28 protein-coding genes, 1 tRNA gene and 6 pseudogenes are annotated in these 25,746 nt (G+C 52.9%); 16 read left to right on the forward strand and 19 right to left on the reverse strand.

What is annotated here, in order from left to right; translation table 11 throughout:
- Positions 1-109: 109 nt before the first annotated feature.
- Positions 110-313: pseudogene (locus ABRP31_RS11615) on the reverse strand (hypothetical protein); the annotation flags it as partial.
- Between the two features lie 91 nt (positions 314-404).
- On the opposite strand from ABRP31_RS11615, the gene ABRP31_RS11620 reads away from it, so the two are divergent.
- On the forward strand, positions 405-830 hold the full coding sequence (locus ABRP31_RS11620; protein WP_349970765.1) for a translesion error-prone DNA polymerase V autoproteolytic subunit: 426 nt from the start codon (positions 405-407) through the stop codon (positions 828-830).
- A gap of 468 nt (positions 831-1,298) precedes the next feature.
- Positions 1,299-3,377 (forward strand): calcium-binding protein, encoded by a 2,079-nt coding sequence (locus ABRP31_RS11625; protein ID WP_349970766.1) that lies wholly within the window; start codon positions 1,299-1,301, stop codon positions 3,375-3,377.
- Positions 3,378-3,593: 216 nt separating this feature from the next.
- Here ABRP31_RS11625 and ABRP31_RS11630 read toward each other — a convergent pair whose 3' ends face one another.
- The 4 genes and pseudogenes from ABRP31_RS11630 to ABRP31_RS11645 all read right to left on the reverse strand — a co-directional run bounded on the left by ABRP31_RS11630 (position 3,594) and on the right by ABRP31_RS11645 (position 4,547).
- The gene (locus tag ABRP31_RS11630; protein WP_372489379.1) at positions 3,594-3,704 is read right to left on the reverse strand and encodes a DUF2976 domain-containing protein; all 111 of its coding nucleotides are present in this window, start codon (positions 3,702-3,704) and stop codon (positions 3,594-3,596) included.
- A gap of 68 nt (positions 3,705-3,772) precedes the next feature.
- Positions 3,773-3,937, reverse strand: a pseudogene (locus ABRP31_RS11635) (hypothetical protein); the annotation flags it as partial.
- Between the two features lie 35 nt (positions 3,938-3,972).
- Positions 3,973-4,212: a TIGR03758 family integrating conjugative element protein gene (locus ABRP31_RS11640; protein WP_349970768.1), complete on the reverse strand. Its 240-nt coding sequence runs from the start codon at positions 4,210-4,212 to the stop codon at positions 3,973-3,975.
- The gene (locus ABRP31_RS11645) at positions 4,209-4,547 is read right to left on the reverse strand and encodes an RAQPRD family integrative conjugative element protein (protein WP_349970769.1); all 339 of its coding nucleotides are present in this window, start codon (positions 4,545-4,547) and stop codon (positions 4,209-4,211) included. The genes ABRP31_RS11640 and ABRP31_RS11645 overlap by 4 nt, the downstream gene beginning before the upstream one ends.
- A 1,084-nt stretch (positions 4,548-5,631) precedes the next feature.
- Between ABRP31_RS11645 and ABRP31_RS11650 the strand changes: the two are divergent.
- From ABRP31_RS11650 to ABRP31_RS11665, 4 genes and pseudogenes are all read left to right on the forward strand, one after another.
- Positions 5,632-5,942, forward strand: a pseudogene (locus ABRP31_RS11650) (RHS repeat domain-containing protein); the annotation flags it as partial.
- Between the two features lie 330 nt (positions 5,943-6,272).
- The gene (locus ABRP31_RS11655) at positions 6,273-6,419 is read left to right on the forward strand and encodes a polymorphic toxin type 37 domain-containing protein (RefSeq protein ID WP_349970845.1); all 147 of its coding nucleotides are present in this window, start codon (positions 6,273-6,275) and stop codon (positions 6,417-6,419) included.
- Complete coding sequence (locus ABRP31_RS11660; RefSeq protein ID WP_349970771.1) at positions 6,419-6,727, forward strand: hypothetical protein; 309 nt, start codon at positions 6,419-6,421, stop codon at positions 6,725-6,727. The genes ABRP31_RS11655 and ABRP31_RS11660 overlap by 1 nt, the downstream gene beginning before the upstream one ends.
- A 344-nt stretch (positions 6,728-7,071) precedes the next feature.
- Positions 7,072-7,470, forward strand: coding sequence for a hypothetical protein (locus ABRP31_RS11665; protein WP_349970772.1), 399 nt, complete (start codon positions 7,072-7,074; stop codon positions 7,468-7,470).
- A 71-nt stretch (positions 7,471-7,541) separates the two neighbouring features.
- Here the strand turns inward: ABRP31_RS11665 and ABRP31_RS11670 are convergent.
- Positions 7,542-7,793, reverse strand: a pseudogene (locus ABRP31_RS11670) (DUF4400 domain-containing protein); the annotation flags it as partial.
- 88 nt (positions 7,794-7,881) lie between these two features.
- On the opposite strand from ABRP31_RS11670, the gene ABRP31_RS11675 reads away from it, so the two are divergent.
- Together ABRP31_RS11675 and ABRP31_RS11680 are read left to right on the forward strand one after the other, a co-directional pair.
- Positions 7,882-8,418 (forward strand): hypothetical protein, encoded by a 537-nt coding sequence (locus ABRP31_RS11675; RefSeq protein WP_349970773.1) that lies wholly within the window; start codon positions 7,882-7,884, stop codon positions 8,416-8,418.
- A gap of 129 nt (positions 8,419-8,547) precedes the next feature.
- Positions 8,548-8,985: a hypothetical protein gene (locus ABRP31_RS11680; RefSeq protein WP_349970774.1), complete on the forward strand. Its 438-nt coding sequence runs from the start codon at positions 8,548-8,550 to the stop codon at positions 8,983-8,985.
- A gap of 448 nt (positions 8,986-9,433) precedes the next feature.
- On the opposite strand, the gene ABRP31_RS11685 is transcribed toward ABRP31_RS11680, so the two are convergent.
- The 6 genes from ABRP31_RS11685 to ABRP31_RS11710 form a co-directional block, all read right to left on the reverse strand.
- Positions 9,434-9,778 (reverse strand): DUF3487 family protein, encoded by a 345-nt coding sequence (locus ABRP31_RS11685; RefSeq protein WP_349970775.1) that lies wholly within the window; start codon positions 9,776-9,778, stop codon positions 9,434-9,436.
- An 18-nt stretch (positions 9,779-9,796) separates the two neighbouring features.
- Entirely contained in the window at positions 9,797-10,144 is a 348-nt protein-coding gene (locus tag ABRP31_RS11690; protein WP_349970776.1) for a TIGR03745 family integrating conjugative element membrane protein, read from the reverse strand.
- Positions 10,145-10,179: 35 nt separating this feature from the next.
- Positions 10,180-10,419 (reverse strand): TIGR03758 family integrating conjugative element protein, encoded by a 240-nt coding sequence (locus ABRP31_RS11695; RefSeq protein ID WP_349970768.1) that lies wholly within the window; start codon positions 10,417-10,419, stop codon positions 10,180-10,182.
- Positions 10,416-10,751, reverse strand: coding sequence for an RAQPRD family integrative conjugative element protein (locus tag ABRP31_RS11700; protein WP_349970777.1), 336 nt, complete (start codon positions 10,749-10,751; stop codon positions 10,416-10,418). Before ABRP31_RS11700 ends, ABRP31_RS11695 begins: the two co-directional genes overlap by 4 nt.
- Before the next feature lie 1,054 nt (positions 10,752-11,805).
- Positions 11,806-12,192, reverse strand: a complete 387-nt coding sequence (locus ABRP31_RS11705) for a hypothetical protein (protein ID WP_349970853.1) — start codon at positions 12,190-12,192, stop codon at positions 11,806-11,808.
- On the reverse strand, positions 12,101-12,370 hold the full coding sequence (locus ABRP31_RS11710; protein ID WP_349970779.1) for an HNH endonuclease signature motif containing protein: 270 nt from the start codon (positions 12,368-12,370) through the stop codon (positions 12,101-12,103). The genes ABRP31_RS11705 and ABRP31_RS11710 overlap by 92 nt, the downstream gene beginning before the upstream one ends.
- Between ABRP31_RS11710 and ABRP31_RS11715 the strand changes: the two are divergent.
- Both ABRP31_RS11715 and ABRP31_RS11720 read left to right on the forward strand, forming a co-directional pair.
- Positions 12,333-12,534: pseudogene (locus tag ABRP31_RS11715) on the forward strand (RHS repeat-associated core domain-containing protein); the annotation flags it as partial. The gene ABRP31_RS11710 and the pseudogene ABRP31_RS11715 sit on opposite strands and share 38 nt — an antisense overlap.
- Positions 12,535-13,003: 469 nt before the next feature.
- A complete protein-coding gene (locus ABRP31_RS11720; RefSeq protein WP_349970780.1) occupies positions 13,004-13,411 on the forward strand; it encodes a hypothetical protein in 408 nt (135 codons plus the stop codon).
- Between the two features lie 88 nt (positions 13,412-13,499).
- On the opposite strand, the gene ABRP31_RS11725 is transcribed toward ABRP31_RS11720, so the two are convergent.
- The 4 genes and pseudogenes from ABRP31_RS11725 to ABRP31_RS11740 form a co-directional block, all read right to left on the reverse strand.
- The gene (locus ABRP31_RS11725; protein ID WP_349970781.1) at positions 13,500-14,252 is read right to left on the reverse strand and encodes a TIGR03747 family integrating conjugative element membrane protein; all 753 of its coding nucleotides are present in this window, start codon (positions 14,250-14,252) and stop codon (positions 13,500-13,502) included.
- Positions 14,192-14,440: a hypothetical protein gene (locus tag ABRP31_RS11730; RefSeq protein WP_349970782.1), complete on the reverse strand. Its 249-nt coding sequence runs from the start codon at positions 14,438-14,440 to the stop codon at positions 14,192-14,194. The genes ABRP31_RS11725 and ABRP31_RS11730 overlap by 61 nt, the downstream gene beginning before the upstream one ends.
- Positions 14,441-14,471: 31 nt before the next feature.
- Positions 14,472-14,987, reverse strand: a pseudogene (locus ABRP31_RS11735) (ParA family protein); the annotation flags it as partial.
- A gap of 201 nt (positions 14,988-15,188) precedes the next feature.
- A tRNA-Asn gene (locus ABRP31_RS11740) sits at positions 15,189-15,264 on the reverse strand.
- 159 nt (positions 15,265-15,423) lie between these two features.
- On the opposite strand from ABRP31_RS11740, the gene ABRP31_RS11745 reads away from it, so the two are divergent.
- From ABRP31_RS11745 to ABRP31_RS11765, 5 genes are all read left to right on the forward strand, one after another.
- The gene (locus ABRP31_RS11745) at positions 15,424-17,049 is read left to right on the forward strand and encodes an NADP-dependent glyceraldehyde-3-phosphate dehydrogenase (protein WP_349970783.1); all 1,626 of its coding nucleotides are present in this window, start codon (positions 15,424-15,426) and stop codon (positions 17,047-17,049) included.
- Positions 17,050-17,687: 638 nt separating this feature from the next.
- Positions 17,688-19,928: an ATP-binding protein gene (locus tag ABRP31_RS11750; protein WP_349970784.1), complete on the forward strand. Its 2,241-nt coding sequence runs from the start codon at positions 17,688-17,690 to the stop codon at positions 19,926-19,928.
- Between the two features lie 86 nt (positions 19,929-20,014).
- The gene (locus ABRP31_RS11755; RefSeq protein ID WP_349970785.1) at positions 20,015-20,524 is read left to right on the forward strand and encodes a cupin domain-containing protein; all 510 of its coding nucleotides are present in this window, start codon (positions 20,015-20,017) and stop codon (positions 20,522-20,524) included.
- A 171-nt stretch (positions 20,525-20,695) separates the two neighbouring features.
- Positions 20,696-21,580, forward strand: coding sequence for a DMT family transporter (locus tag ABRP31_RS11760; RefSeq protein ID WP_349970786.1), 885 nt, complete (start codon positions 20,696-20,698; stop codon positions 21,578-21,580).
- 129 nt (positions 21,581-21,709) lie between these two features.
- Positions 21,710-23,143, forward strand: coding sequence for an NAD-dependent succinate-semialdehyde dehydrogenase (locus ABRP31_RS11765; protein ID WP_349970787.1), 1,434 nt, complete (start codon positions 21,710-21,712; stop codon positions 23,141-23,143).
- Between the two features lie 80 nt (positions 23,144-23,223).
- Here the strand turns inward: ABRP31_RS11765 and pbpG are convergent, their stop codons facing one another.
- Entirely contained in the window at positions 23,224-24,159 is a 936-nt protein-coding gene (pbpG, locus tag ABRP31_RS11770) for a D-alanyl-D-alanine endopeptidase (RefSeq protein WP_087273326.1), read from the reverse strand.
- A gap of 250 nt (positions 24,160-24,409) precedes the next feature.
- Here pbpG and ABRP31_RS11775 point away from each other — a divergent pair, with 250 nt between their 5' ends.
- A complete protein-coding gene (locus tag ABRP31_RS11775) occupies positions 24,410-24,970 on the forward strand; it encodes a hypothetical protein (RefSeq protein WP_349970788.1) in 561 nt (186 codons plus the stop codon).
- Positions 24,971-25,121: 151 nt separating this feature from the next.
- Here the strand turns inward: ABRP31_RS11775 and ABRP31_RS11780 are convergent, their stop codons facing one another.
- A complete protein-coding gene (locus ABRP31_RS11780; RefSeq protein WP_087273322.1) occupies positions 25,122-25,304 on the reverse strand; it encodes a hypothetical protein in 183 nt (60 codons plus the stop codon).
- 118 nt (positions 25,305-25,422) lie between these two features.
- Entirely contained in the window at positions 25,423-25,617 is a 195-nt protein-coding gene (locus tag ABRP31_RS11785) for a hypothetical protein (protein WP_087273320.1), read from the reverse strand.
- Between the last annotated feature and the right edge of the window lie 129 nt (positions 25,618-25,746).

Genomic DNA, 25,746 nt, shown 5'->3' on the forward strand with positions numbered 1-25,746 from the left:
GTCGTAATCGGATGTTGATCGCAGCTTGCGCTTTTTCAACGACCGCAAGAAACATGAATTTTATTCCTGCCCTAGCATTGATCGGGTCAGGTCGCTTTCCTTTCGCTCAGAATGGCGACCACCGACAACTCGCCTTGTCGACGCTGAGTCCACCTTCCACCGGTCGGATGATTTCGACCCTGGGGGTGGGCGCGACGTTTTACCGATCAATCGCCTATGGGTCGTACCCATTGATCACAAACTACTGTGGCGCTAGCTCCCGGAGGTAATGGTCCGTCGGTGCGTAGATCGAGTAACGCTCACATGGCGTCACCCATCGAAATTTCCTGCATATAAGATTGACCGCGCGCGGCCAAGACTGTTAACTGTATATTCATACAGTCATTCGTCGCAAGGTCATTATCATGAGTATTACAATCCTTGGCCCGATATCAGAGGGGGGCGAGAAGCTCCCGCTTTATTCCTCCCAGATATCTGCGGGCTTCCCGTCACCGGCTGCAGATCATCTCTCACTCGGCGAACTGTTCGATGTACGCGAGCCGCACGTCTACCTGGTGAAAGTCGAGAGCGATAGCATGCAAGGCGCGGGGATCTATTCTGGCGATCTGGTAATCGTCGACCGCAGTCTTTACGCAGAGCACGGCGACATAGTCATCGCCGCGCTTAATTCCGAGCCAGTCTGCAAGCGACTGCACATGCGTGAGAATACGTGCATGCTCACCTCCGAAAACAGCAAGTACCCGCCACGTCACGTGATGGAATGCGACGACCTGGTGATCTGGGGAGTCGTGAAGTACAGCGTGCGCGATCATGATGTGATGCGCGGATGATGATCCTCAAATATCGCTCTAAATCCAATATGCCGACTCAGTCCATAAATACGAGAGGGTTCAGTGATGGGCAATGCCCTTGTTCCGGAATTTTCTGTTTCTGATTGGCGTGGTTCAAAGCGTTTTTACTGCGACATCCTCGGTTTCACGTTTGTATGAGCGTCCCGAGGAGGGATTCTGCTATCAAGCTGATCATTACCCGTTTGGGAAGGGGCTGAATGTGCAGATTAGAGATTTCTTACCTTGGCTAGTATTGGACTGGTTGCTCGTGCGGTGATACCGCAAAAGTGCCCCTCCAGACTGATCAGAGAGTGATCATCGATAGCAGGTCTCGCCAGCAAGGAGTTAGCTTGGTGTGCCTTCGACATAAGTTAAACCTTTCGAATTCATACATCCTCCTATGGTCGGACTCAAAGGGTTCGCACCGAACCCTTCCCCATTTGGATTCCATGTATAAAGGATAATGTCATGGCTTCAACCGACAGCAAGGCTAGTATCAATTACACCGTGCGAACTGGTCCGGGTACTGTGCAGGTCGACCCTTCCACAGGAGACGATTCAAACTGGAGCATCATCCTCCAGCCCGACGGTAAAATTCTGGTCGGAGGTGAAAGCTTCCAGACCGCCATTGGCTATCCAGGTTCGCCGGGCGATGAAAGCTACGGCACACGAGGCAGTTATACGGCGGTGCGGCTCAATACGGATGGCAGCCTGGACACCAGCTTTAGCGCGGACGGCATCGCCCTCGTGCCCGCCAACCTGGACCCGGAGGATGACGCTTACTACGTGATGGCGGTGCAGGCTGACGGCAAAGTGCTGTCGGCGCAGCCGGGGCTGGGCGGTTTGAAAGTAGAGCGCTTCAATGTGGACGGCACCCTGGATACCAATTTTGGCAATAACGGTGCCGCGGGCCTGGACATCCCCTTTGGAACCGATGGGATGGCCATTTATGCCACGCCAGATGGGTCGGTGTATGTGAGCCTTCGCGGCACGTCGCAGGCAGTAGTGTTCAAGCTGGACAGCAGCGGTAACCCGGCCGAGGACTTCGGTGATAATGGCGCCCTTATCCTCAATCCGACCGGGTACTACGGCACGGGTAATATCGCGACCGTCGTTCAGTCCGACGGCAGCGTATTGCTGGGCAGCTGGTTATATGTGGGCAGCCAAGGCCCCCACGACCCTGGCGACCCGGTTTACGCCATTCAGCGACTCGCAGCCAATGGTGACCTGGATACTCGGTTTGGCGAGGACGGCGTGGTGTACTTCGACACTGCGTTGGGTCTGGACTATCGCTCTGCGATAACCGTGCAAACCGATGGCAAGATCATCGTGGCCGGTGAAAGTAATGACAATACCGCTTTCAACGTATTGCGGCTCAATGCGGATGGTTCTTTCGACACCACGTTCAGCGACGACGGCAAGCTCACGATCAACGTCCCACTGGGTGCTTCGAACTACGCTCATTCGGTCGTCGTCCAGCCCGATGGCAAAATTCTCATCGCTGGAGACGTAATCACCCGTCTGAATGCCGATGGCAGCCTGGACACTACCTTCGGCAGCCAGGACGGTAAATTCCATGTGGATGGTTCCAGCGACGCCAATATCCTGCTGGGCAATGACACCGCCGAGATCATCCGTGGTCTGGGCGGTGACGATGTGTTGCAAGGCGGCGCTGGCCGCGATGTGCTCACAGGAGGCGCGGGCGCAGATATCTTTCGCTTCACCGAGATCAGCGACAGCTACCGCACCGCGACTGAAACCGGCAGTGACCGGATTCTCGACTTCGATGCCTCACAGGACTTTGTAGAGCTGATTTCGCTGGGCTTCACTGGCATTGGCGATGGCCACAACGGTACGCTGGCCATCCAGACTAACGCCGAAGGCACCCGCACCTACCTGAAAAGCTTCGATGCCGACTCCAACGGACAGCGCTTTGAACTCGCGTTCGACGGCAACCTGGCAGGGCAGTTGAACAGCACTAATCTGGTGTTCACGGCCCCTACTGTCGAAGGCACAGCAGGCCGGGATGTCATCACCGGTACGGCCATGTCGGAAGTCATCTACGGCCTGGATGGCAACGATCGTATCGATGGCGGCAGAGGGTCCGATATCATCATTGGCGGCGCAGGCGCTGACCAGTTAACCGGTGGCGACGACGCGAACAAGACTTATGGCCTTAACGGCAATGACGCTGACGTGTTTCGCTACACCGCCACCACCGATAGCTACCGTACCGACAGCCAGAGCGTCGTCGACCTGATCATCCGGTTTGCCGACAACAACGACAAGATCGACGTCTCGGCGCTGGGCTACACAGGCTTTGGTGACGGTACCGGCACGACACTTAAGGTGGCCTACAACAAGGACCTGGACCGTACCTATCTTAAGGATGTGGAAGCTGATGCCATGGGCCATCGCTTCGAGATTGGCCTTGCCGGCGACTGGAGCCAGGACCTGCGCGAAAACGATATGATTTTTGCACCAGAGACAGAAGTGACTTTAGTGGGTGTGGTCAGCGCTACGCCTCATTTAGCAGATATATCGTAACAATCCGCACCACAAAGGCCCTGTTGCATGCCTAAGTGCAACAGGGCCCGGTGCGTCATCAATCGGCACGTCGATCCCAGCCGCCTTGGCATAACTGTCCACGGCACCAAAGATGCCGTTCCAGAAATGCCGGCTACCGTTAGCCGGTTCGGCAGAAAGCGCAGCGTGCCGTCTGGTAGCTGTTCGGGCGTAGTAGTCATGACCATGCTCCCGCGCTTAGAGAATGCCGGCGGTTTTGGTCAGCAGCCAGATGGTCAGAACCAAGAGCAGGGCACTAATAGTGCAGGTAAGCCCGAACTGGCCCCAAGTCCTCTTACTACTTTGCACTTCAGCAAACAATATGCGTGGTAAGCGACACCGAAAAATGCAGCCGCTGAAATCAGCAGCCCGATCAGAGCGGCGCCTTCGAAGGCATAGTTCTGCATCGTCTGGATGATGTTCGTCCCTTCGCCTCGGCTCGGCGCCACTATCTCATGTAACGCTGCATGAGCAGCCGATGACATCAGAGCAGTTGCACATAGCCAGGCATGGATGAGTTTTCGAATTAGGTAGTTGCGCATGTGATTACCTCCCTGGGCATGGTTGTGAATCTGAATCAGTGCAAAAGCAGATAACCGAGCAGCACGTAGAGCATCGTCATCTTCAGCGCCAACGTGCCGAACTGCTCGTTGCTGAGCTTCCCCTTGCTCCAGCCGCGATACCCACTGCCAAGCGCCCACACCGAAAACACCAGAATCAGCATCAGCGCGAACCCGACAAACAGCGTCATCGTGTCCTGCGCGGCAAACCCACCTCCGGCTTGAAATGCGCTTGATTGTTCGGGCGTCATGCTCATGGCTTGTGCCCTGCCTCGCGCAGGTAGTGGCCCGTCAGCTCAGGCGGTTGACGTGGCTGTGCGCGGGCAGGGGATTGGTAGGCCTTGATGCCTTGGCGGATTAGCTCGATCTCTTCAGTGAGTCGCGGGTAGTCGACGGTGTAGCGGCTGCCGTCTTCCGCGGGGAGTGACTCGCTGGAGCGGGTGATGCGGTCGATGGTGTCTAGTTGGCGGAGGATGAGGTTTAGGTTGGTTTGTTCGGTTACGGAGGAGTCAGCGAGGGTATTTAAGGCGCAGAGGAATAGGGCTAGGGCCAGGATGAATGGGGTTCGGTGTTGATGGGGAAGGGCTGGCATTTACTCGGTCCTTGGCTGTTGCTAGGTCCGGCGAGTTTGCCAAGGAGATGGGAGAGCTAGCATCGGGAAAACTAAATCGCTGTACTCTTGTTTGGTGCAACTGGCTCTAGCTCTGATTAGCCGATCTTGCAGAGCGTAAGCGTAGGTTGAACGTGAGCGCGCTCATATGAGTAGACATTTTTCCATCGTCCTGATAGAAATGAGTCTTATCCGCATTGGGTATTACTCATTGCTTTGTCGCTCTTATGGAAATTATGAAATGGATGTCATCAAAAAAGCTTGCGGTGGTTGCCCATGCTGGTGAGTTTCAGCGTATTTAGGAAGCTTATCGGGTTTCCCGCATGCAATTTACGAAAACATATCCCTATGTTCCGACCTGTTTGCAGTTTTCAGAACTTAGGGGGAATAAGTTCTGCAGGGATAGATTCGCTCAGATAGCGCAAGGAATTAAAAATCCCGCTTGAAAGCTGAATTTTCTTTGATTTCTAAAATTTAATTGTGGTATGGGGCGCCCCACTAGCCAGCAAGACATCAGAACCGTTCGTCGTTACCTAGAGCGTCAATGACATGATAAAAAACTTCTTCATCCCCTATAATGTTGGTCTGACATTTGATGGCAAAGAGTACGATCTCCATAACGATTTCGATATGACGCGGATTGAGATGAACTTTGAGAGTCGAAGCTTCGCTATAAGGTTTCAGAAAGGCAAGAGAGAAACTGATGAGGCGTCAATAATTTTGAATTTTCTTTTGGTTGAATCGATTTTTATATCTCCTAGGATCTTAAGTTTAACAGAATTGACTGTGGTCGAACTGGGCTACTAAAATCCAGATGATTTTGATCACGAGTGGTTAATTAGTGAGGCAAAGTCTCGCCCTGGAGACCATTTCTTTATTGCTTTCAATGATGGCGAGTACATTAGAGTCTCTTGCAAGTCAATTGTCGTTTCTTTGAGTTAGTCGTCAGGTGGTATGCACCGTGCCTTGAGCTAAGACTGAATCTTATTGTTCGATTAAATTTTTAACATAAGGATTTTACCTCTTTGGAGGCGTATTCTTAGCCGGAACTGGGTACACATATGACGTGTCCGGCAGCCCGTTGGCCGCGACTGACGCGGCCGGAAATCTGTTGTGGAAGGAAAACTACAAACCCGATGGTGAGAAGCTCAATCAGGCGGCCCCGAGCACTAGCAACAAGATCGGTTTCCACGGCAAGGCGTTTGATGATGACACCGGTCTATCCTACATGGGGGCGCGTTACTATGATCCGGTGCTGGGCCGGTTCATGGGCATAGACCCGGTCGATTTCCAGGAAGACAATCTACACAGCTTTAACCGCTACACCTGCCAACAATAACCCTTACAAATATGTCGATCCGGATGGCAAAGACGCGCTTGAGATTTCGGCGATGTTCACCTTGGCAGTGGCCATGTTGGTATCGGTTTTTGTCACTTCGCTCACGGGCGGCGGGAACAAGGACGGAGGAGGCGAAGCTGGTGCCTTGGGAGCTGGTAATTATTCGGGTGCTGCGATTGACCCAACTACGCAAATTAGCGGAGGTATGACCTATAGTGATGATGCAAACAGTAAGTCGCCTCTTTTAGCTGCCCCTCCATCCGACGCAAAAGATCCTGCGGGAGCGAAAGCGTCAGGAAAGCCAGGTGAGGCTGAGGGTTTCAAGGACCAAAGGTGGAGAGAATTGGGTACCCAATCCCAATCTAGGGATGGGGGGAGGAAAAAACGGTTGGCTTGACGATAAAGGTAATGTGTGGGTGCCTACTGGGCAGGGAGGCAAAACTCATGGCGGGCCTCATTGGGATGTGCAAAAACCTGGTGGGGGATATGAAAACATTAGGCCGGTGAAGAAATAATGAAAAATATTCAAATTATTGATGGCGCATCAAATTGTGTTTACGACATTTTTTCAGCGACTGATGAAGAGTTCTCACTTATTTTCCCCAAAGGTACAGATATCGCATTTATAGATGAGATATACGATCGCGAAAATAACGAATTATTGGATGCCGCTTTCAATAATATCTGGTCGCGCAGAGTTGATAAATTTCAAGTTGCAGGGATTCATGGGACAATTTTTTATGAACTTGAAGAAAAGAAGATCTATTATCCTACTCGTCGTGACTTGGAAGCCGTGAGCTTCAATGGGACACCTTTGAGGTAAGCCGTGTGGGTACTCAATGGCTCAGTAGCCGAGCGTACCCAACACCAAGGGTGTATGGCTGTTAACTATGGAGAGAATTGGTTCCTTAGCGTCCGAACTGATGTGGGTTCGGGTCATTGGACTCAATTCATTTTTCAGTCGCGAAAAGGAGGGGACGCTGACCAGGTTTTTGAGGGGTATAAGAGTACCCACTTAATGAGGTGATCCTGATCATGAGTATATGGCTGCTTGGGGAGCTGTATTAGTTATCTGGTGTGAGCTCAATATGAATTTATCTTTACATCCCGTTCCACGTTGGGTATTTGCTCGGCATCCCCCATTTGGCCTGACGGAAGGATTAGAAAATGAGTGAAGCAGAATCTGGTCTGAAATTTGACATATTACTCGACCGTGTATTAGAGCACTGGCCTGAGTCTATCGATGTAGCTCAACTGAACGTGGAAGAGGATCGTCATGACTTGTACATTGTCTCGGGCTTGGGGCGAATAGGCGATTCGATTGTTGAGGAGTTAGAAGGCAGCACTGATGCCGTACTGTTGATCGACCTGTGTGATGCACTGACATCAACTATCCGTTCTGCTGCGTTATTTTTTATGGAAGTAAAGCCTGCATCGCTGCGAGCCAGTACAGTTCGACGGAACTTTGAGGATCGCCTGCGTCGAGCGGCGACCAATCCTGACCTTGGATGGGCGGAGGAAGATGTGCTGCTAATAAATCGCTATTTTGCAGTGAACCCTAAATAGTCTGCTTTCAAATCGCTTGGTGTACGACCCAATCATTTGCTAAGGCGGATAGGTGGGTCATCGAGTCGGACTTACAAATACTTCTTAAAACTCCCCACCGTAACACTCACCGCCAACCCCAACCCCAACGCCGCCGCACACGGCAGCAGCACAAAAACCGGACTCAAACTCACCGGCAAAGCCAAATAAATAACCCACGGCGCAACTGCCAACGGCACGATCATCATCTTCGCCCGGTGATAGATGAACCCCGACTCCCGACCAGCGCCAAACCGTCGCAGATCCCTGCGCACGAGCCCGTCGACCACACCTGTAAACGCAGCCATCCAAGAACTTCGGGATTCCGGCCTTCAACTTAAGGACGGTGTCATTGATTTTACACAGGCAGTCATACATCAGCGTGGAAAAGTAGTGGAAGGAATCTATGAGGGAGTTTTTGTTCTTCCCGACATTCTCGTGAACGATTTTTATGAAACTGGCACCGCCATAGGTGAAGGCGCTGCGGTTGCGTTGAATCCAGAACTGACGGACAACCTGAATGCGATTTACGGTGTCGATGTCGAAGCGTGGCAGCGAGCACTTCTCTTCACCCGTACCACCATGGCCATTACTGGGGCTGGCGCTGTTGGAAAAACAGGCGCAGGTGTGGCTGATGCAGTCGCCGAAGCGGTTAGTAAAAAACTTGATAATATACTCGCGTCTGCTGGCAAGAAAGGCGGTGTGGGCAGCGAGCTCCCAGATCGCCCAGTAGTTTTAGCCGCTGCATCGCAAGCTGCATTTCTGCGGCTGACGAAATTGGCTCGTTCATCCCGAAAGATAAACATTTGCTTGGGGGAGGGTCCCAGTCAAAAGCTAAATTCAATACCGGCGACGTTGACGAGGTACGGTCACTCATACAGGAAGCACTGCGTTCTCCTGATGCTGTATTCCTCCCAAACCCCAATATAGAAGGTACATTTCGGGTAGTAACTGACCTCGGGCGACCTCTCGGGGGCAAAGGGCAAACAACCATTCGTGTTGTGGTTGGGAGCGATGGTAAAGTAATAAATGCCTTTCCGGTAAATGAGAAATGAGCAAATGAAAATAAATTTCAAGATTTTGTCATTTCCTACTCGGCTAGATGGGAGAAGTATATTTGTTGGGACTGAAGGGGAAGTTTCATTCTCTCATGATGGGGCTGATATTTTGGTTGTGGAGAACTGCTTGCTGGTCGAGCTGGCAGTGTTTTTTGCTCGGTGGTTACGGGCTATTGAACACGGCAGTATAGAAGATTTTTATTATGTATCCATGGATGAGGAAGAGGAGCCGATATTTGCAATGTCATACGACGTTGATTCTAGTTTTTATCAGGTGCGGTCCTGCTGGCTAGAAACATCTGTGGACTATCGAGTTTCTGTTGGTAGCGCTGCTCGTGGCGCTAAAGATTATTTGGAGGAATTGCAGTCGAGAGTTCTTGCTGAGTATAGGGTTGATGTTCTGGCTGTGGTAAATGATCTTGCCGATTTTGAAGGGTAATCTGACGTCACGAGGTGGTTGAGTTTCATATAAAATCTCAGCTTTCATAATTGATGCCTAGGCGTACTTAGGGAGTAGGTAACTATAGAATTTGATGTGGATTTGATGTGGATTTGATGGGGGCTGATTTTTCGAATGATATAAAAAACTTAAGGATTTTTGACGGTAAGACACCTATTATTCGTCATTCTACTTTCGCTCCTATTTGGTTGTGCAAGTAACTCCGTGGCCAGCTACCAACAACAGCTTAGATCATCCATCACACCTGTCGCACACTCGTTTGGAGAAGCTTTTCAGCAGGCCTCCTCGATTCCTCTGCCAGTTAGCCGTGGCCTTTTTCCCGTGCGGTGGGAGATCGGCGCAACGGACCCGCGAATCGAAATTGGGCAAACGCCCGCTAATTATCTGGTTTTCGACTTCCAGCTTCGCAAGGGGCAGGCCTATGTCATCAACGTCCATTCGATGTGCAACAACATGTGTTTCGGTTTCTCAAAGACGGTGTTGAAGCCCCGAGTAGCGGTGGTCGACGCGCAGGGTAGCGTTGTTGCTGATCACCTGCCGGGACGTAATCCATTGACGATTGAGTGGTCCGGCGTTGTGCAAGCAGATGGCAGGTATTTTTTGATTGTTGCTGCGGATAATCAGAGCCTACCAGTCCCACCAATGCCGACAAGCCGACAGACAACCAAAGCTCATCGGCAGTCATCCCCAGCACGATCACCGGTTGCCGGTTGAGCCTATTGGGAAGAAAGTGCAGCGTGCCGTCCGGCAACTGCTCAGACAGAGTAGTCATCACCGAACTCCCAGGGCCTTAAAGAATGCCGGCGGCTTTGGTCAACAGCCAAATAGTTAGCACTAGGAGCAGGGCACCTACCGTGCAGGTAAGTCCGAACTGCCCCCAGGTCTTCTTGCCACTTTGCACTTCCGCAAAGGTGCCGTATGCGTGGTAAGCGACACCGCAAAATGCTGCAGCGGAAATCAACAGCCCGATCAGCGCGGCGCCATCGAAGGCATAGTTCTGCATCGTCTGGATGATGTTCGTCCCTTCGCCTCGGCTCGGCGCCTCCATCTCAGGTAACGCTGCATGAGCAAGCGATGACGTCAGAGCAGTTGCCCACAACCAGGCATGTATGAGTTTTTGAGTTAAGTGATTGCGCATGTGATTGCCTCCCTGGGCATAGTTGTGAATCTGAATTAGTGCAAAAGCAGATAACCGAGCAGCACGTAGAGCATCGTCATCTTCAGCGCCAACGTGCCGAACTGCTCGTTGCTGAGCTTCCCCTTGCTCCAGCCGCGATACCCACTGCCAAGCGCCCACACCGAAAACACCAGAATCAGCATCAGCGCGAACCCGACAAACAGCGTCATCGTGTCCTGCGCGGCAAACCCACCTCCGGCTTGAAATGCGCTTGATTGTTCGGGCGTCATGCTCATGGCGTGTCGATTGCCTCTCGCAGGTAGTGCCCTGTCAACTCAGTTGGATGACGTGGCTGTGCGCGGGCAGGGGATTGGTAGGCTTTGATGCCTTGGCGGATTAGCTCGATTTCTGCGCTGAGTCGCGGGTAGTCGAAGGTGTAGCGGCCGTCCTCGGTTGGGAGGGACTCGCTGGAGCGGGTGATGCGGTCGATGGAGTCTAGTTGGCGGAGGATGAGGTTTAGGTTGGTTGCCTCTTCAATCGACGTGTTAGCGTGGATGTTAGCGCCCCAGACTAGCAGGGCTAGAACTAAGAAAAATCTGGCTCTGTACTGCTCTATCCATGCGCTCATAAGGGCGATCCTTGTAGTTGCGGATGGAGCAAGCTTGCCAAGGAGCCGGTGGAAGGGCTTCAATAAAACTGGAATGGGGGCCAAGTGATTTCATACAAAGTGGCTTTAAATCACGCGGCCAGTTGCTTGATTAATGAAAAGGCGATATCCAGCTAAGCGGGCGGGGGGGGGGCATATGGTGCTGGAAAAGAGTAAATATTCGAAGGCCTCCAAAGCTTCACGCACGATAACGGACGAAAATCATCGGAGCAGAACATGAGCGATTTGTTTTCGGAGTATATGAAGACTGGAAAACGTTTTTTTGATCAGAGGTTGCCGTTTTGGTGTTCAGACTTCTCGAGACCTACTGATCAACTCTTTGGCGAGTACCTGATAAGAAATGGGCTCAAGGTTCAATATTTTATTATGGAAGAGTGGGATCAAGTATATGTGCCAGTCGACTGTGATCTGGAGGTGGTAAAAGCGACCGCGGTCAGGCGTCGACTCCTTAGAGAGCGGGGAGTGTCAGAAGCGCTATGGCCTGTTTTACTCTGAAAAAAGCCGCATTTGCAGGGGGCTGAGCCGCCATGTGACTACCGCCGCCAGTGAGGGATAAAGAATTTGGGGGTTTAGTTGAATCGTTTTGGTGGCTATAAGGCGCTGGGATTTTACTGGGATACTTACCCTCAGTCGCATGGCATATTGAGTCCGTGCGTTAATGCTGAGAAGACCGAAATGCAATGCGCGCTGGACTGATATTCCAAGGTGTAGAGGAGAGTGATGTCGAAAATGTGAACAGCATTGTTGAGGGTTTTGTGTTTTTTAAAGATTTATCTACAGATAATTATGCAGCTATCCCTCATGAAGAATAGAAGGCGCGCGCGATATAGTATTCGAAATGTTTCTCATTTTGGAAGGGGGTGATGTGTTCAATTTTGTCTATTTTGAGGATTTTTAAGTGTGTAATGTCTTGCGTGTGAGTTCCAGTTTGGGCTAGAAAAAATAAAGTCCTGCCGGCGGCAGGCCTTTATTTGTTGAGCAGACAAACTGATATCCAAAATACAGGTATTTGGGGTTATTGTTCCCCCGACGTCTTCAGCCAATCGCTACCGACTTCGTTGCGCTCAGCTTCCCAATTGTGCGGAAGATCTGAAATTTCATTTAGCGTTGGGTCAATATCAAGCAAAACCCCAATGCTAATATGGTATGGCTCCAACGGATCATTATGATCAGCCCCCCCACACAAAAACTGCCAATCCCCGTCCTCCCTTACTACCAATAAAACGGGTCTTTCGCGGCGGAATATGTGCCCACAGCAATATACGCCCAATCGCGAGTTTTCGAATTTTGAATCTCCCATCTTATTCTCCTTATCTATATCCCGGTGGCAGCCATTGCGGGCCGAAGTCTTTTGCGCCTTTTGATGCATTGCACGTACGGCATGAGTTTGCACCATTTGCATCGTTAGTTTTTCCGCCCTTAGACCATGCGTCAATGTGGTCCGTTTGTGCAGAGTTCGGTCGACCGGGCGTATTGGTTGTTTTTACTCCACAATACTCACAAGTCGGATCACCATCTGCATCCTTCGATCTATCTTGAGCGCGCTTAGGCTTCCACGGCAAGGCCTTTGATGATGACACCGGTCTATCCTACGTGGGGGCGCGTTACTATGATCCGGTGCTCGGCCGATTCATGGGCATAGATCCACTGGATTTCCGGGAAGACAACCTGCACAGCTTCAACCGCTATGCGTACGCCAACAATAACCCGTACAAGTATGTTGATCCGGATGGCAAGGATGCGCTTGAGATTTCGGCGATGTTCACCTTGGCAATGGCCATGTTGGTATCGGTTTTTGTCACTTCGCTCACGGGCGGCGGGAACAAGGACGGCGGGGATGACGGCGCCTTGGGGGCAGGTAATCCAGGCAGCAATATCGATAGCTCTTCGAATTGGAATAGTGGAACGATATTTAACCAAAATTCCGAAAATGATTCCGGAGCTGAAGACAAAGGTACGAAGGCGAGAGATGATGAGGCTAAAGAGTCGTCCCGGTCGGGCAGGAGTAAAGATGTCCCTAACCGTGGCGAGCCTGGTGAAGTTAGAGAGGGCACGCGACGAACTCGCGAGTATGGGGCAGACGGCAAACCGATAAGAGACTATGACAAGCCGCACCAAGGCTATGATAGGCCGCATGTCCATGAATGGCCGGGTGGAGTTAGGGAGCACCCAGGTCGTGATTATTCGCCATTGCCAAGGAAGTGAGAAGATTTATGAGTAACTGGGATTCTTTAACTGAGGCTACGATCGACGGCATCCGTCTTGATCCGATAAAAAAAGAGCTTCGAATCGAAGTCACGTGTGTATTCTTGGGGGAAGAGCGTAAACAGCTCGTTGCGAAAGGGGTAGAGGACGTCCTGCTCACCGAGATGCGAATGTCCAATATAATTGATCGGATCACCCGACTTGAGGTCGGTGGCGATAATTGCAAGGAAGTATCGGCTGCGAGAAGTTTATTTTTCATGATGAGAGGACGGGAGCCAAGCGAAGCTGATTTACAGTGGCCAGAACTTGAAAAAAAGCTGGCTCAAGTCCGTAATGGAACTCTAACTCTAATTGAACTGGAGCCGGTATATGGAGCGTCCATAACAATTTTGGCAGAAAATATTTATTTGGAATAAGTCTTGGCCTTTCAGGCTTTCCGAATTCGCCTTTCTACTCAACTTCTGAGTGGAAAGGCCTTAATGGTGACCAGTTTGAAGTTCTGCCTTAGAGATACTTCTTAAAACTCCCCACCGTAACACTCACCACCAACCCCAACGCCGCCGCACACGGCAGCAGCACCAAAACCGGACTCAAACTAACCGGCAACGCCAAATAAATGATCCAAGGCGCAACCGCCAACGGCACGATCATCATCTTCGCCCGATGATAGACAAACCCTGACTCCCGCCCAGCACCAAACCGCCTCAGATCCCTGCGCACGAGTCCATCAACCACACCTGTAAACGCAGCCATCAAGAACAGCTGCGTGGTCAGCGCGAGGATAATCAGCCGGGTCAGAAAAGTGAGGGCGGTGTACATCGCCGCCAATCCGTAATCCTCTACGTAGACGTACATCACAACCAGCGCCCGGGTCATGCCCTCGCCTTGGTCGCCATTAAGGCGCGACTGCGCGGCGGAGTGGTTGATCCAGTCGACGAAGCCAGTCTTTTCGAACGTCCAGACGTAAGCCGTGTTAACTAGATCCTTTGCCGTTCGCCCTGGTTGGTCGATCAGCAGGCTCCGAGAATATTCATCAGACAGCCACTGTAGTTCACTGTTAAGCATGCCTTGGGCGTGGTGCCAGCCTTCTTCAGGCCAGTAGAAATAGAGTCCGATCCACTCCATGAAGATGCTGATCAGCAGCGAGCCGAGCATGATGCCGATGAAGGCGAAGGGCAGGGACAGTGTCCGGGCGATCATGCCCTTTTCACGTACTTGCTGATGCTGGGTCTGTGCGCTTTGGGACGCTGTGGCCATGTGCGTTGCTCGGTTGGGTGATCAGGTAGGGGCATCACAGTCGGCTCGGGATCAACGGGGCCGTCTAGCAGATCGGCGGGTAGGTCGTCCTGTAGTCCACGAGTGCCGCTGCCGGTCCACCATTCTCCACCGCCGTCGATGTAGCTTTTGCGCATGTTCTCGGCGTGGGTCTGCAGGTCCTTGGGCACGACCTCATCCGGATCTGTACACGCCCAGCTAGGACAGCGGCTCCAGGTCTTTCAGCAGTTGCTGGGTGCCGCGGTAAAATTCCCGGGCGGCCAGCATGTCAGGCGTGATCGGGGAAATGGCGAGGTCGGAGCACAGCAGTGCGGTTTCCAGCGTCACCGATCGCGCGCCTTGGGTATCGATCAGGATCAGATCGAAGTCGTCAGCAAACGCAGGCACCAGATTCTTCAGCCGAAGACGCCCGTCAGCCGCGTAAAGCAGCATGTTGCTGAGCTGGTTATGGGGGTCGTTGGAAAGGATCAGTGACAGATTGGGGATGCAGGTGCGTGAAATGACCTGATCGGCGCGGGTGTTGTTTTGGGAAATCAGCTGGTAGGTGCCGCCAGGCGCCTCATGCTCAAGGCGATAAAACGAGGACAACGACGGTTGCGTGTCGAGATCTATGAGGAGGGTGCGGATACCAGCGTCGGCGCAAAAAGCGCCTAGATTTGCGGTTACCGTGGTCTTGCCAAGGCCGCCTTTGGTCGAAAGGACCGATGCGATTGTCATTATGCTTGCCTCTAAATCGAATGATTAGAGACAGCGCTTTGACTCACTACCTGAAATGTAACGAGAGGTAAGCTGTTGAGGATTTGAGTGGATTTGGGAGATTTTCAGCATTTCACTGACTTCATCAGTGAGGGCGGTAAAAAATCCTACGTGACCCACTCAAACCCTTGAATCTACAGCTTTCTAGCTCTCTACAAAATATGGCTCCACGACCTGGACTCGAACCAGGGACCCAGTGATTAACAGTCACTTGCTCTACCAACTGAGCTATCGCGGAATGAGCGCTATGTTACTGTTTCAATTGAATTAGTCAAGCGTGGACCGAAAATATTTTTACTATTCAGCAGGTTGGCGGCTCTGGTTTCCAAATGCGGGGGACTTTGGCGTAGTGTAGCTGGCATGCTCCTTGTGACTGATCTCCAGAGAGGTGAAAGAAGTGACTGCCAGCAATCGTCTTGAAACATTATTTCCCGCCCTTGAGCAAATTCCCGAGCAGTATCGTCCAGACAAGGCCATCGAGCAGCGCGAGTATCTGGTCAACGGTACATTGCAGCTGTGGCAGGGGCCGTTGGCGCCGGTGCGTAGTCCGGTGTGCCTCAAGGCTGCCGGGGGCATTCAATCGGTGATTCTGGGCAGTACGCCTTTAATGGATTCAGCGACCGCAATGACAGCGCTGGAAGCGGCAGTCCAGGCTTATGACCGAGGGCAGGGCGCCTGGCCGACGATGCGCGTCGTTGAGCGTATTCAGCATGTCGAGGCATTTCTCAAGCGTATGCGCGAGCAGCGCGATGCAGTGGTCAAGCTGCTGATGTGGGAAATCGGCAAGAATCTCAAAGATTCCGAGAAAGAGTTTGATCGCACCTGCGATTACATTGTCGACACCATCAATGCGCTCAAGGAGCTGGATCGCCGTTCCAGTCGCTTCGAACTGGAGCAGGACACACTTGGCCAGATTCGCCGGGTTCCACTAGGCGTGACTCTGTGCATGGGGCCCTACAATTACCCGCTGAACGAAACCTTCACCACGCTCATTCCGGCTCTGATCATGGGTAATACCGTGGTGTTCAAGCCTGCCAAGTTTGGCGTGTTGCTGATTCGGCCACTGCTGGAAGCGTTCCGGGACAGTTTCCCTGCGGGCGTCATCAATGTCATCTATGGCAGTGGTCGGGAGACGGTCAGTGCCTTGATGGCCAGTGGCAAGGTGGATGTGTTTGCGTTTATCGGGACCAATAAGGCGGCCAGTGATCTCAAGAAGCTGCACCCTAAACCACATCGTCTGCGCGCTGCTTTGGGTCTGGATGCGAAGAATCCAGGCATCGTGTTGCCGGATGTTGATCTGGATAATGCGGTCAGTGAGTCGGTAACGGGCTCGCTATCTTTCAATGGCCAGCGCTGCACAGCGCTCAAGATCCTTTTTGTGCATGAAAGTGTGGTCGATAGCTTTCTGGAGAAGTTCCAGGAAAAGCTTTCCCAGTTGAAAGCGGGTATGCCTTGGGAGCCTGGGGTTTCACTGACTCCACTGCCCGAGCCGGGCAAGACCGATTACCTGAAGGGGTTGGTTGACGACGCCGTAAGCAAAGGTGCGCGCGTCGTCAATGAGGGAGGGGGTGAGGTCAACGAAACGTTTTTCTATCCGGCGGTGTTGTATCCGGTGACCTCGGCAATGCGGGTTTACCACGAAGAGCAGTTCGGTCCGGTGGTGCCTGTTGTGGCTTACCGTGATCTGGAGTCGGTGATCGATTACGTACTGGATTCTGACTTCGGCCAACAACTGAGCATCTTCGGCAACGACTCGGGGCAGGTCGGACGGCTGGTCGATGCGTTTGCCAATCAGGTGGGGCGCATTAATATCAATGCGCAGTGTCAGCGTGGACCGGATCAATTCCCTTTCAACGGTCGCAAGAATTCTGCCGAAGGTACTCTGTCGGTTCACGACGCACTTCGGGTTTTCTCAATCCGTACCCTGGTCGCAACCAAGTTTCAGGACGCTAACAAAGCGCTGATCAGCGATATCATTCGTAATCGGGAATCCAGCTTCCTGACGACTGATTATATTTTCTGACGGTCCTGCAATGATTCGTCAGGCTGGCTATGCCAATGCATCGCAGCCTGACGCACGGGTTGCTAGTGGTAATCAGTCCTCACTTAAGTCGTTATGCGAAAAAGATTTGGTCGAGTGATTCGCTGATTCACTCGATGCTGTAAAGTGTCCGGCGTTTTGATTGGGCGACGTGCTGATCCGGCACTTGTAAGAATATAACGGTGTGTTGGGCTCGTTGATGTGCCATGGTTGCGGGCGTTAATTTGTTTGACGACAACCTCTTCAAATGGCAGGCAATGCCCTCAGTTGTGGGTATTTCGCGGATCTTTCGGCTCTGCCAAAACAATGCGCTGAGCAACGCTTGTTATGGTTGTGAAGATTTACGGGTATATCTTCACGTTCAATAAATGCTGTTTATTTTCATGTGTATCAGCGGTGTTGCAGCAATCGCGCGCGCTCGAAAGAACAATTCATCAGGTGCCAAAGGTTGGATCCAATAAGTAGCGGGCACTGCTTATCGGGGCTGATTACTAACCGCATGGCATTAGCGTGATTCGCTTATCTCCAGAAATACCCGTATTAAGCAGGCGTGCCAGTCGAGCTGCTTTTGCTACTTTTATTTGTGTTCTGCGCTGGTCTGAGGGTGAGGAGCTCTTGCGATGATTATTGATGACGGGGATGTCTTTGATCAGTTGCTCGCCAACTGCGATCATGAACCCATCCAGATTCCGGGGGCTATTCAGCCTCATGGCGTACTGGTGGTGGTCAACGAGTCAACCTGGATCGTGCAGCAGCTCAGCGCCAATGCTGAAGCGCTTTTTGGCCGTCCCGCATCAGAGCTGGCGGGTAAGGATCTGGAAACCGTATTGGGTACTGCTGAGGCTCAGCATATCCGCAGCGCTTCGAGCGCCAGCTCGCTGGATGAGATCAACCCCTTCTCGTTGAGTTATGGCGGCGCTCTGTTGGACTGCGCAGTGCATCGCCATGATGGATTGTTGATGCTGGAAATCGAAAATCCCGGCGAACTGCCTTCGGCCAGTGTGCAGCAACTGGATCGCGGCCTGGCTCGGACCTTGCGCCGCTTGCAGGGCGCGAAGTCTCTTGCAGAACTCTACGAGATAAGTGTCCGTGAAATTCAGACATTGACGGGCTATGACCGAGTGTTGATTTATCGGTTTGAAGAAGAGGGGCACGGTCAAGTAATTGCCGAAGCTTCCAGCCCGGGAATGGACATTTATAACGGGCTATTTTTTCCAGCTTCCGATATCCCGAGTCAGGCACGAGAGCTATACCGCCTTAACTGGCTACGGATCATCCCCGACGCTCGCTATATGCCGGTACCGCTGGTTCCGTTACTGCGCCCGGACACCTTAATGCCGCTGGACATGACGCATTCGCTGCTGCGTAGCGTCTCGCCGATTCATTGCCAATACATGAAGAACATGGGCGTGCTGTCTTCTATGAGTATCTCGTTACTCAAGGGCGATCGCCTGTGGGGCCTGATCAGTTGTGGTAATCGTCAGCCCCTGCTGGTGCCGCATGGATTACGGGCGTCTTGCCAGACCATCGGCCAAGTGCTGTCGATGCAGATCAGCGCGCTGGAGGAGGCCGAGGTTGTCCAGCAGCGCAAGAAAAAAGAGGCGTTGCTTACTGAGCTTGCAGATACGATGCGACGCGCAACAGATCAGGATGTATTGGAGGCGTTGGCGCAACGTCCTGAGTGTCTGATGACGCTGACTGACGCATCGGGAGTCGCGTTGCTGGTAGAAGAGCGCTTGTACACGTGGGGCACCTGCCCGAACGATGAACAAATACAGGCTCTTTATGGCTGGATTAAGCAGCAACCTGCCGGTATTTATGAGTCGTCCAGTCTGAGTGAGGTCTTTCCAGGCGCCCGCGAATATCAGGACGTTGCCAGCGGGTTGCTGAGTTTTACTCTGCCCAAGCCGGTGGACAATGCTGTGCTGTGGTTTCGTCCCGAGGCCAAGGAAAGTGTCAACTGGAGTGGTGACCCCAGCAAGCCCATGGAGCTTTCGGACACCGGGGCCGGTAGCCGGCTCGAACCGCGCAAGTCCTTTGAAATCTGGAAGGAACAGGTTGATGGCAAGGCGCATCGCTGGAGCAGCGGTGACCTGTTTGCTGCAGCCGATTTGCGGCGTTCAGCGCTGGAAACCGATCTTGCCCGGCAAGTGTTGCGCGAGCAGGAAGCAGTTCGCGCGCGGGATGATCTGGTGGCGGTTGTCTCCCATGACCTGCGTAGCCCAATGACAGTTATTGTCATGCAGTGCGGCATGATGCAGCGGTTGATAGGGGCTGATAGCGGCCCCTCATCCAAACGTGTCAATTCAGCAATCGACACGATGCAACGTGCAACGACACGGATGACGAACCTGTTGGAGGATTTGCTGGATACGTCGAAGATCGAGGCCGGTCGCTATTCCATCACGGCGCAACCGATGGATGTCAGCCAGATTTTTGAGGAGAGTTACTCTCTTCTCGCGCCCTTGGCGCTTAACAAATTTGTCGAGGTGAGCTTTGTCTCTGAACCCGAGTTGCACATTTCGGCCGACCCGGAGCGTTTGTTCCAGGTGCTGTCCAATCTGGTTGGCAACGCCATCAAGTTCACCCCAAAGGAAGGCAGTGTTACGGTCAAGGCTGTAAAAGATGGTGGCTATGCCAAGTTCACTGTGACTGATACGGGAGCGGGTATTGCCCCGACGCACATCCCCCATGTCTTCGAGCGTTACTGGCGAATTCGGCAAGGCAACCCCAGTGGTACTGGCTTGGGGCTTTACATTTCGATGGGCATCATCAAGGCCCATGGCGGTGATCTTTGGGTGAGCAGCGAGTTAGGGCGGGGCAGCGAATTCACGTTTACTGTGCCTTTGCTTACGCATTAAACCTGTCCACTTGTCTGATGCCGACAATGTGGGTGATCAGCAGGAGTCGACATGGGTAATGAGCCCAACGGTAAGGAGTCGCCATCATGATTTCACGTGCACCTGAACAGCTGTTTTTCGATGAGGACCGAGAAATTCCCAACAGTCGGTTGCCTGTTCTGGTGTACCGGAATGTCTCGTTCGAAAACGCTGATACGGCAGCCGGGTTCGAGCGACTTTTCACCGGTAATCACTGGCCAGCTGTTTGGCGCGATGTAATTTTTGATTTTCACCATTACCACTCTACTGCGCATGAAGTGCTTGGCGTAGCCAGCGGCGCTGCACGCGTCAAACTGGGGGGCGAGATGGGGCAGGAAATCACGGTGGCATCCGGCGATGTGCTGGTACTCCCGGCGGGTACCGGTCACTGCTGCATGAAACAAAGCGATGACTTTCTGGTAGTGGGCGCTTATCCCTCTAACCAGAGCCAGTACGATATTCAGCGCGCTGATCATGCTGAATTGAAAGCTGCCAAACTGCGGATTGCAGAGGTCCCTTTGCCAGTGGCCGACCCACTCACCGGGTCAAGCGGAGCGCTAATGCGAATCTGGACTTGAGTGTCCCGTTCGGACTGGCCAGTCAGTTAATTTCGTAATTAAACTCGGCATTGTTTGGATAACCGGGGCTGCTTCTATATTCTTCCTCGTATCCGCTATTCAGGGACATCGGATGCGCAGTCATTCGCTATCTGAACAGGCACCTGTTTTCTGCCATGCCAAGGAAACCAGATGAGTACCGTCAGCACGCCACTCTCCGGCGTCAATCAGCCACTCAAGGGTATCGCCCTCATTGTCCTGGCGACGTTCCTGTTTTCAAGTCACGACACCATTTCCAAGTATCTGTCCGGTTTTTACCCGGTCTTCATGGTGGTCTGGATACGTTACGTGGTGCATACACTGTTGATGGCCGGGATCTTCATGCCGTCAGCCGGGTTGCGGGTACTGCGCACCAAACGCTTGAAGCTACAGATAATGAGGGCGCTCTGCTTACTGGGCACCAGCTTATTGTTTACGACAGGGTTGATGTATATCCCGCTGGCTGAGGCAACCGCCGTCAACTTTCTTGCGCCACTGCTGATCACTGCTTTGTCGGTACCGCTGCTTGGGGAGCACGTCACGCGAAAACAATGGGCGGCAGTGTTGGTGGGATTTGCGGGTGTGCTGATCATCGTGCATCCCGGTGGCGAGCTGTTTACTCCTGCCAGCTTGCTGCCACTGGGGTCTGCGACGTTATTTGCGTCTTACCAGCTGCTCACTCGAATGGTCAGCGCGCATGACAGCCCGACTACCAGCAACTTCTTTGCAGGTCTATTCAACACCCTGGTGATGACGGCGCTATTGCCCTTTTTCTGGACAGCTCCGGAACTCAAGCATTTGCCATTCATGCTGGCATTGGGGGCGTGCGGGATGGTCGCTCACTTGCTGTTGACCCAGGCCTTTCGCTTTGCAGCACCTGCCATGCTGGCGCCGTTCAGTTACTGCCAGATCGTGTTTGCAGGCCTGTTAGGCTATCTCGTATTTGGCCACGCGCCTTCATTGACGGCGCAGTTAGGTATTGCCGTGATCTGCTTGAGCGGGCTGGCGGCCGCCTGGCAGCAACGAACCAAGGCTTGATGGATTCCGGGTTTATCGAGATCGATTGGTTGCAATGCCTTGATATAAAACATCGTGCCCCCATTGAACTCGTAGCGCTTTTGAAAAAGAGCACATTTTTATCCCTGCGAATGCAACTGGAGAATCGCTATGTATCCTGATGTACAGCTGTTCATCGACGGTCAATGGCGTGCAGGCCAAGATGGTCGCACCCAACCCGTTATCGATCCTGCTACCGGCCAGCAACTGGGTACTGTTGCGCATGCCAGTATTTCTGATCTCGATGAAGCGCTGGCCGCAGCCGAGCGTGGCTTTGATGTGTGGCGCACGACTTCGGCTTACGATCGCTACAAGACGATGCAGAAAGCCGCGCAGTTGTTGCGCGAGCGTGCTGATCTGATAGCCCGGATCTTGACTCAGGAGCAGGGCAAGCCACTGGCTGAAGCTCGAGCTGAAGTGTTGTCAGGTGCTGATGTCATCGAGTGGCTGGCTGAAGAAGGCCGTCGTAGTTATGGTCGTATCGTCCCCTCTCGCGGCGCCCATGTAGAGCAGAAAGTCGTCAAGGAACCGGTTGGTCCGGTTGCGGCGTTCACGCCTTGGAACTTCCCGATCAACCAGATTGTGCGCAAGCTTTCGTCTGCCCTGGCAGCAGGTTGCTCGATCATCATCAAAGCACCGGAAGAAACGCCTGCATCGCCTGCAGAACTGATTCGCGCGTTCGCCGACGCAGGCGTCCCGGCTGGTGTTATTGGTCTGGTGTACGGTGACCCGGCAGAAATTTCCTCGTACCTGATCCCACACCCTGTCATCCGCAAAGTGACCTTCACCGGATCCACTCCGGTTGGCAAGCAGTTGGCGGCGTTGGCCGGGCAGCACATGAAGCGTGCAACCATGGAGTTAGGTGGGCATGCCCCGGCACTGGTTTTTGACGATGCAGACATCGATCTTGCTGCACGTGTGCTGACAGCCGCCAAGTACCGCAATGCCGGTCAGGTTTGTGTATCGCCGACCCGTATTCTGGTGCAGCGTGGCGTATTCGATGCGTTTCTGGAGAAGTTCGTCGGTCTGACCCGCGAAATCAAGGTTGGTAACGGTCTGGACTCCACCGTGACCATGGGGCCGGTTGCTAACGACCGACGCATTCCGGCACTGGCCGCGTTGGTGAGTGATGCCACTGCCGCCGGTGCGACGCTGAACGCAGGCGGTCGAGCTATCGACGGCCCGGGCTATTTCTTCGAGCCTACTGTGCTCAGCGGTTTGACCCGTGAAATGCGCATCATGAACGAGGAGCCTTTTGGCCCCGTCGCGTTGCTGGTGCCATTCGACACTGTGGAAGAGGCGATAGCCGAGTCCAATCGAGTGCCATTCGGTCTGGCTTCTTATGCCTTCACCACATCGATGAAGACGGCTCATGCGCTGAGTACCTACATTGAAGCGGGTATGCTTTCGATCAACCATCAGGGCATCGGTTTGCCGGAGGTTCCGTTCGGCGGCATCAAGGATTCCGGTTATGGTTCCGAAGGTGGCACCGAGGCGATCGAGGCCTACCTGAATACCAAGCTGGTCACTCAGTTCAACCTCTAATCACTTAGCACCCGCAACAAAAAGGCCGCCAACTTAATCAATAGTTGGCGGCCTTTTTTGTTTGGGGTGCGCTCAGCGGGTCATTCGTTGGCTTGCAGGCCTTGTTGCTTCATCACCAGATTCTTTTCTTTCTTGTACTGCAGAGCAACGGCTGGCGGCGGGTTGCTTTTACCTGTCTCCATCCACTGGCGGATGCGGCTGGCATCCGCAAAGTGCGTATATTTTCCGAATGCATCGAGGATCACCATCGCGACAGGGCGGTTAGCCATGCTGGTCAGCAGCACCAGGCAGTGTCCAGCCTGATTGGTAAAGCCAGTCTTGGTCAGCTTGATATCCCAGTTGGATTTACGGACCAAATGGTCGGTGTTGCTGAAGCCCAGGCTATAAGTGGGCTTTCGGAAGGTCACGGTTTTTTCCGCAGTGGTGCTTAGCTCGCTGAGGGCTGGATACTTACGGGATGCAAGCAGCAGTTTGGTCAGATCGCGAGCGGTAGACACGTTGTAAATAGACAGCCCCGTGGGTTCTACATACACCGTATGTTTCATGCCCAGCGCCTTGGCCTTGGCGTTCATTGCCAGAATAAACGCCGCATAACCGCCTGGATAACTGTGCGCCAGACTTGCCGCTGCGCGGTTCTCGGATGACATCAGGGTGATGAGCAGCATTTCCCGGCGGGGCAGCTCGCTCCCCAGCTTGACCCGGGAAAACACGCCTTTCATTTCCGGCGTCTGGGAAATATTGACCGGAATGACCTCATCCATGGACTGCTTTGCGTCCAATACCACCATCGCTGTCATCAGCTTGGTAACAGAGGCGATCGGGACGATTACATCCGGATTGCTTGAATACAAAACCTTATCGGTTTGCAGGTCGACAACCATTGCGCTGCCCGACGCCAAATGAAGAAGCGAAGGGTCACGATTAAGTGGGGCGGGGTCGTTCGCGTAGGCACTGGTGGAAAGTGCTGGGCCCGTAAGTGCAAATAAAAGGCCCAAAATTGGAAGACGAATTTTCAAGAACGCGGCTCACTGGAAATGGAGTGGGGTTACCACACAGAGGGATAGAAACTCGCCGCCATTTTAGGAGTACGCCATCACCACTGTCGATGGGTGTTGTAAGACCTTTCACTAATAAAAGTAAGATTTAACTTTGCTTTGGGCGGCTGAAACATTGCCCATCATGACAATAGTCGTGGTATCCGGCGCTCGCACCGATTAGCATCCCATGCCATTGATTGCAGCCGACAAAGACCGAAGGAGTCGCGTGATGCCCAAAGGGTTTATCAGCAAGGATTACGTTGTTTTAGTGATAGTTGCCGGTGTAATAGCCGTTCTGTTGATGGGTGCAGGTTTTTTCTCGCGGCCAGCGGACTGGGCAGGCTGGGTTCAGGCAACGGGCTTGATCATCGGAATGATGGTCGCCGTTGCAGTTCCAGGTATTCAGCGCAGCCAGGAGGCGGCAGTGCAGCATAAGGCGATGCGCGAGGGCCAGATTGGTTACGCCAGGCGCATGCAATACCTGTGTGGTGAACTTAGCGAATTGCTGGGCAAAATCAGCCTGAGCCTTAATCACCTGCGTGCGACTGATCGGCACCGCTTGAAATATGATCTGCAGGACTATCTGCACCGTCTGTTTGAATCCCACAAGCACGACCTGAATGACGATCGTATCGTCATCGCTTATGAGTTGCGTCAGGTCGCCAGCGACTTGATCGATGAGCTGGAAAGTGGTCGTTCGGATCGGGTGGTGTTCATGAGCTTCGAGAAGCGTCTACAGAAACTGACGCATCGTTGCCAGGTCAATGCGGCTATGGCTGAGCGTCTCTGATTTGCTCAGACGATAAATCGTACGCAAAAAAAGCCCGCATCAGGGGACTAATGCGGGCAAGAGGGTGTGCGGAGCAACGCACGATTCAGGGAGCTGAAACGATGTGGGCCGTCAGCCTTTCGTAAGGCTACTGGCGATGTCTGTGGGGTGGTCAGCCGTTCAACTGACCGGCTTCAAAGAGGTCTGAACGTGCCTTGGCAGCATTCAAGGATGCAAAGGGGCCGCTGACCGGCTCGCCGTTGTGCATCAGGTACCAGCAAGCCAGCAAACCTTGCGCCCTTAGGGGTTGGGGGACCGCGCTGCCTACTACCGACATGATTTTGAGTGTGTTCATAAGTGCCTCCATCAATCTATGGGGCTACTCTACGGGCTCACGAGACACAGCAGAAATCAACGCTCTCGATAGTGGACATTGATAAACAGGGGAGCGGATGCAAATCGGCAAATGAGGGTCAGTCGACGACTTGATCCAGCATAGTGATGACTTCCTCGTCAGAGAGCACACCTTTCTCGACCAGATTCTGGGCCAGCAGTGCAACAAACTTGGCGGCCCGGTGGCCTTCTAGGCTCTTGAGTTCAGTCAACGCGCTATAGACCTTATTAGAGGTACAGAGTCCAACAGTTCGATGTGGGTTTTGCGTTGGCATATTGAATTCCTTATTGTTCTGAGTAGCCAAGGCCATCGCGTTGAGGCGGGCCCCATTTGACCCGCAGGTCGAGAGTTGACTGTTAGCAGGCTATCGTCTTTTTCAAGCCAATCTTGAGTCTTGATGTTG

It is taken from the genome of Pseudomonas caspiana (genome assembly GCF_040224095.2).
GTDB lineage: Bacteria > Pseudomonadota > Gammaproteobacteria > Pseudomonadales > Pseudomonadaceae > Aquipseudomonas > Aquipseudomonas caspiana.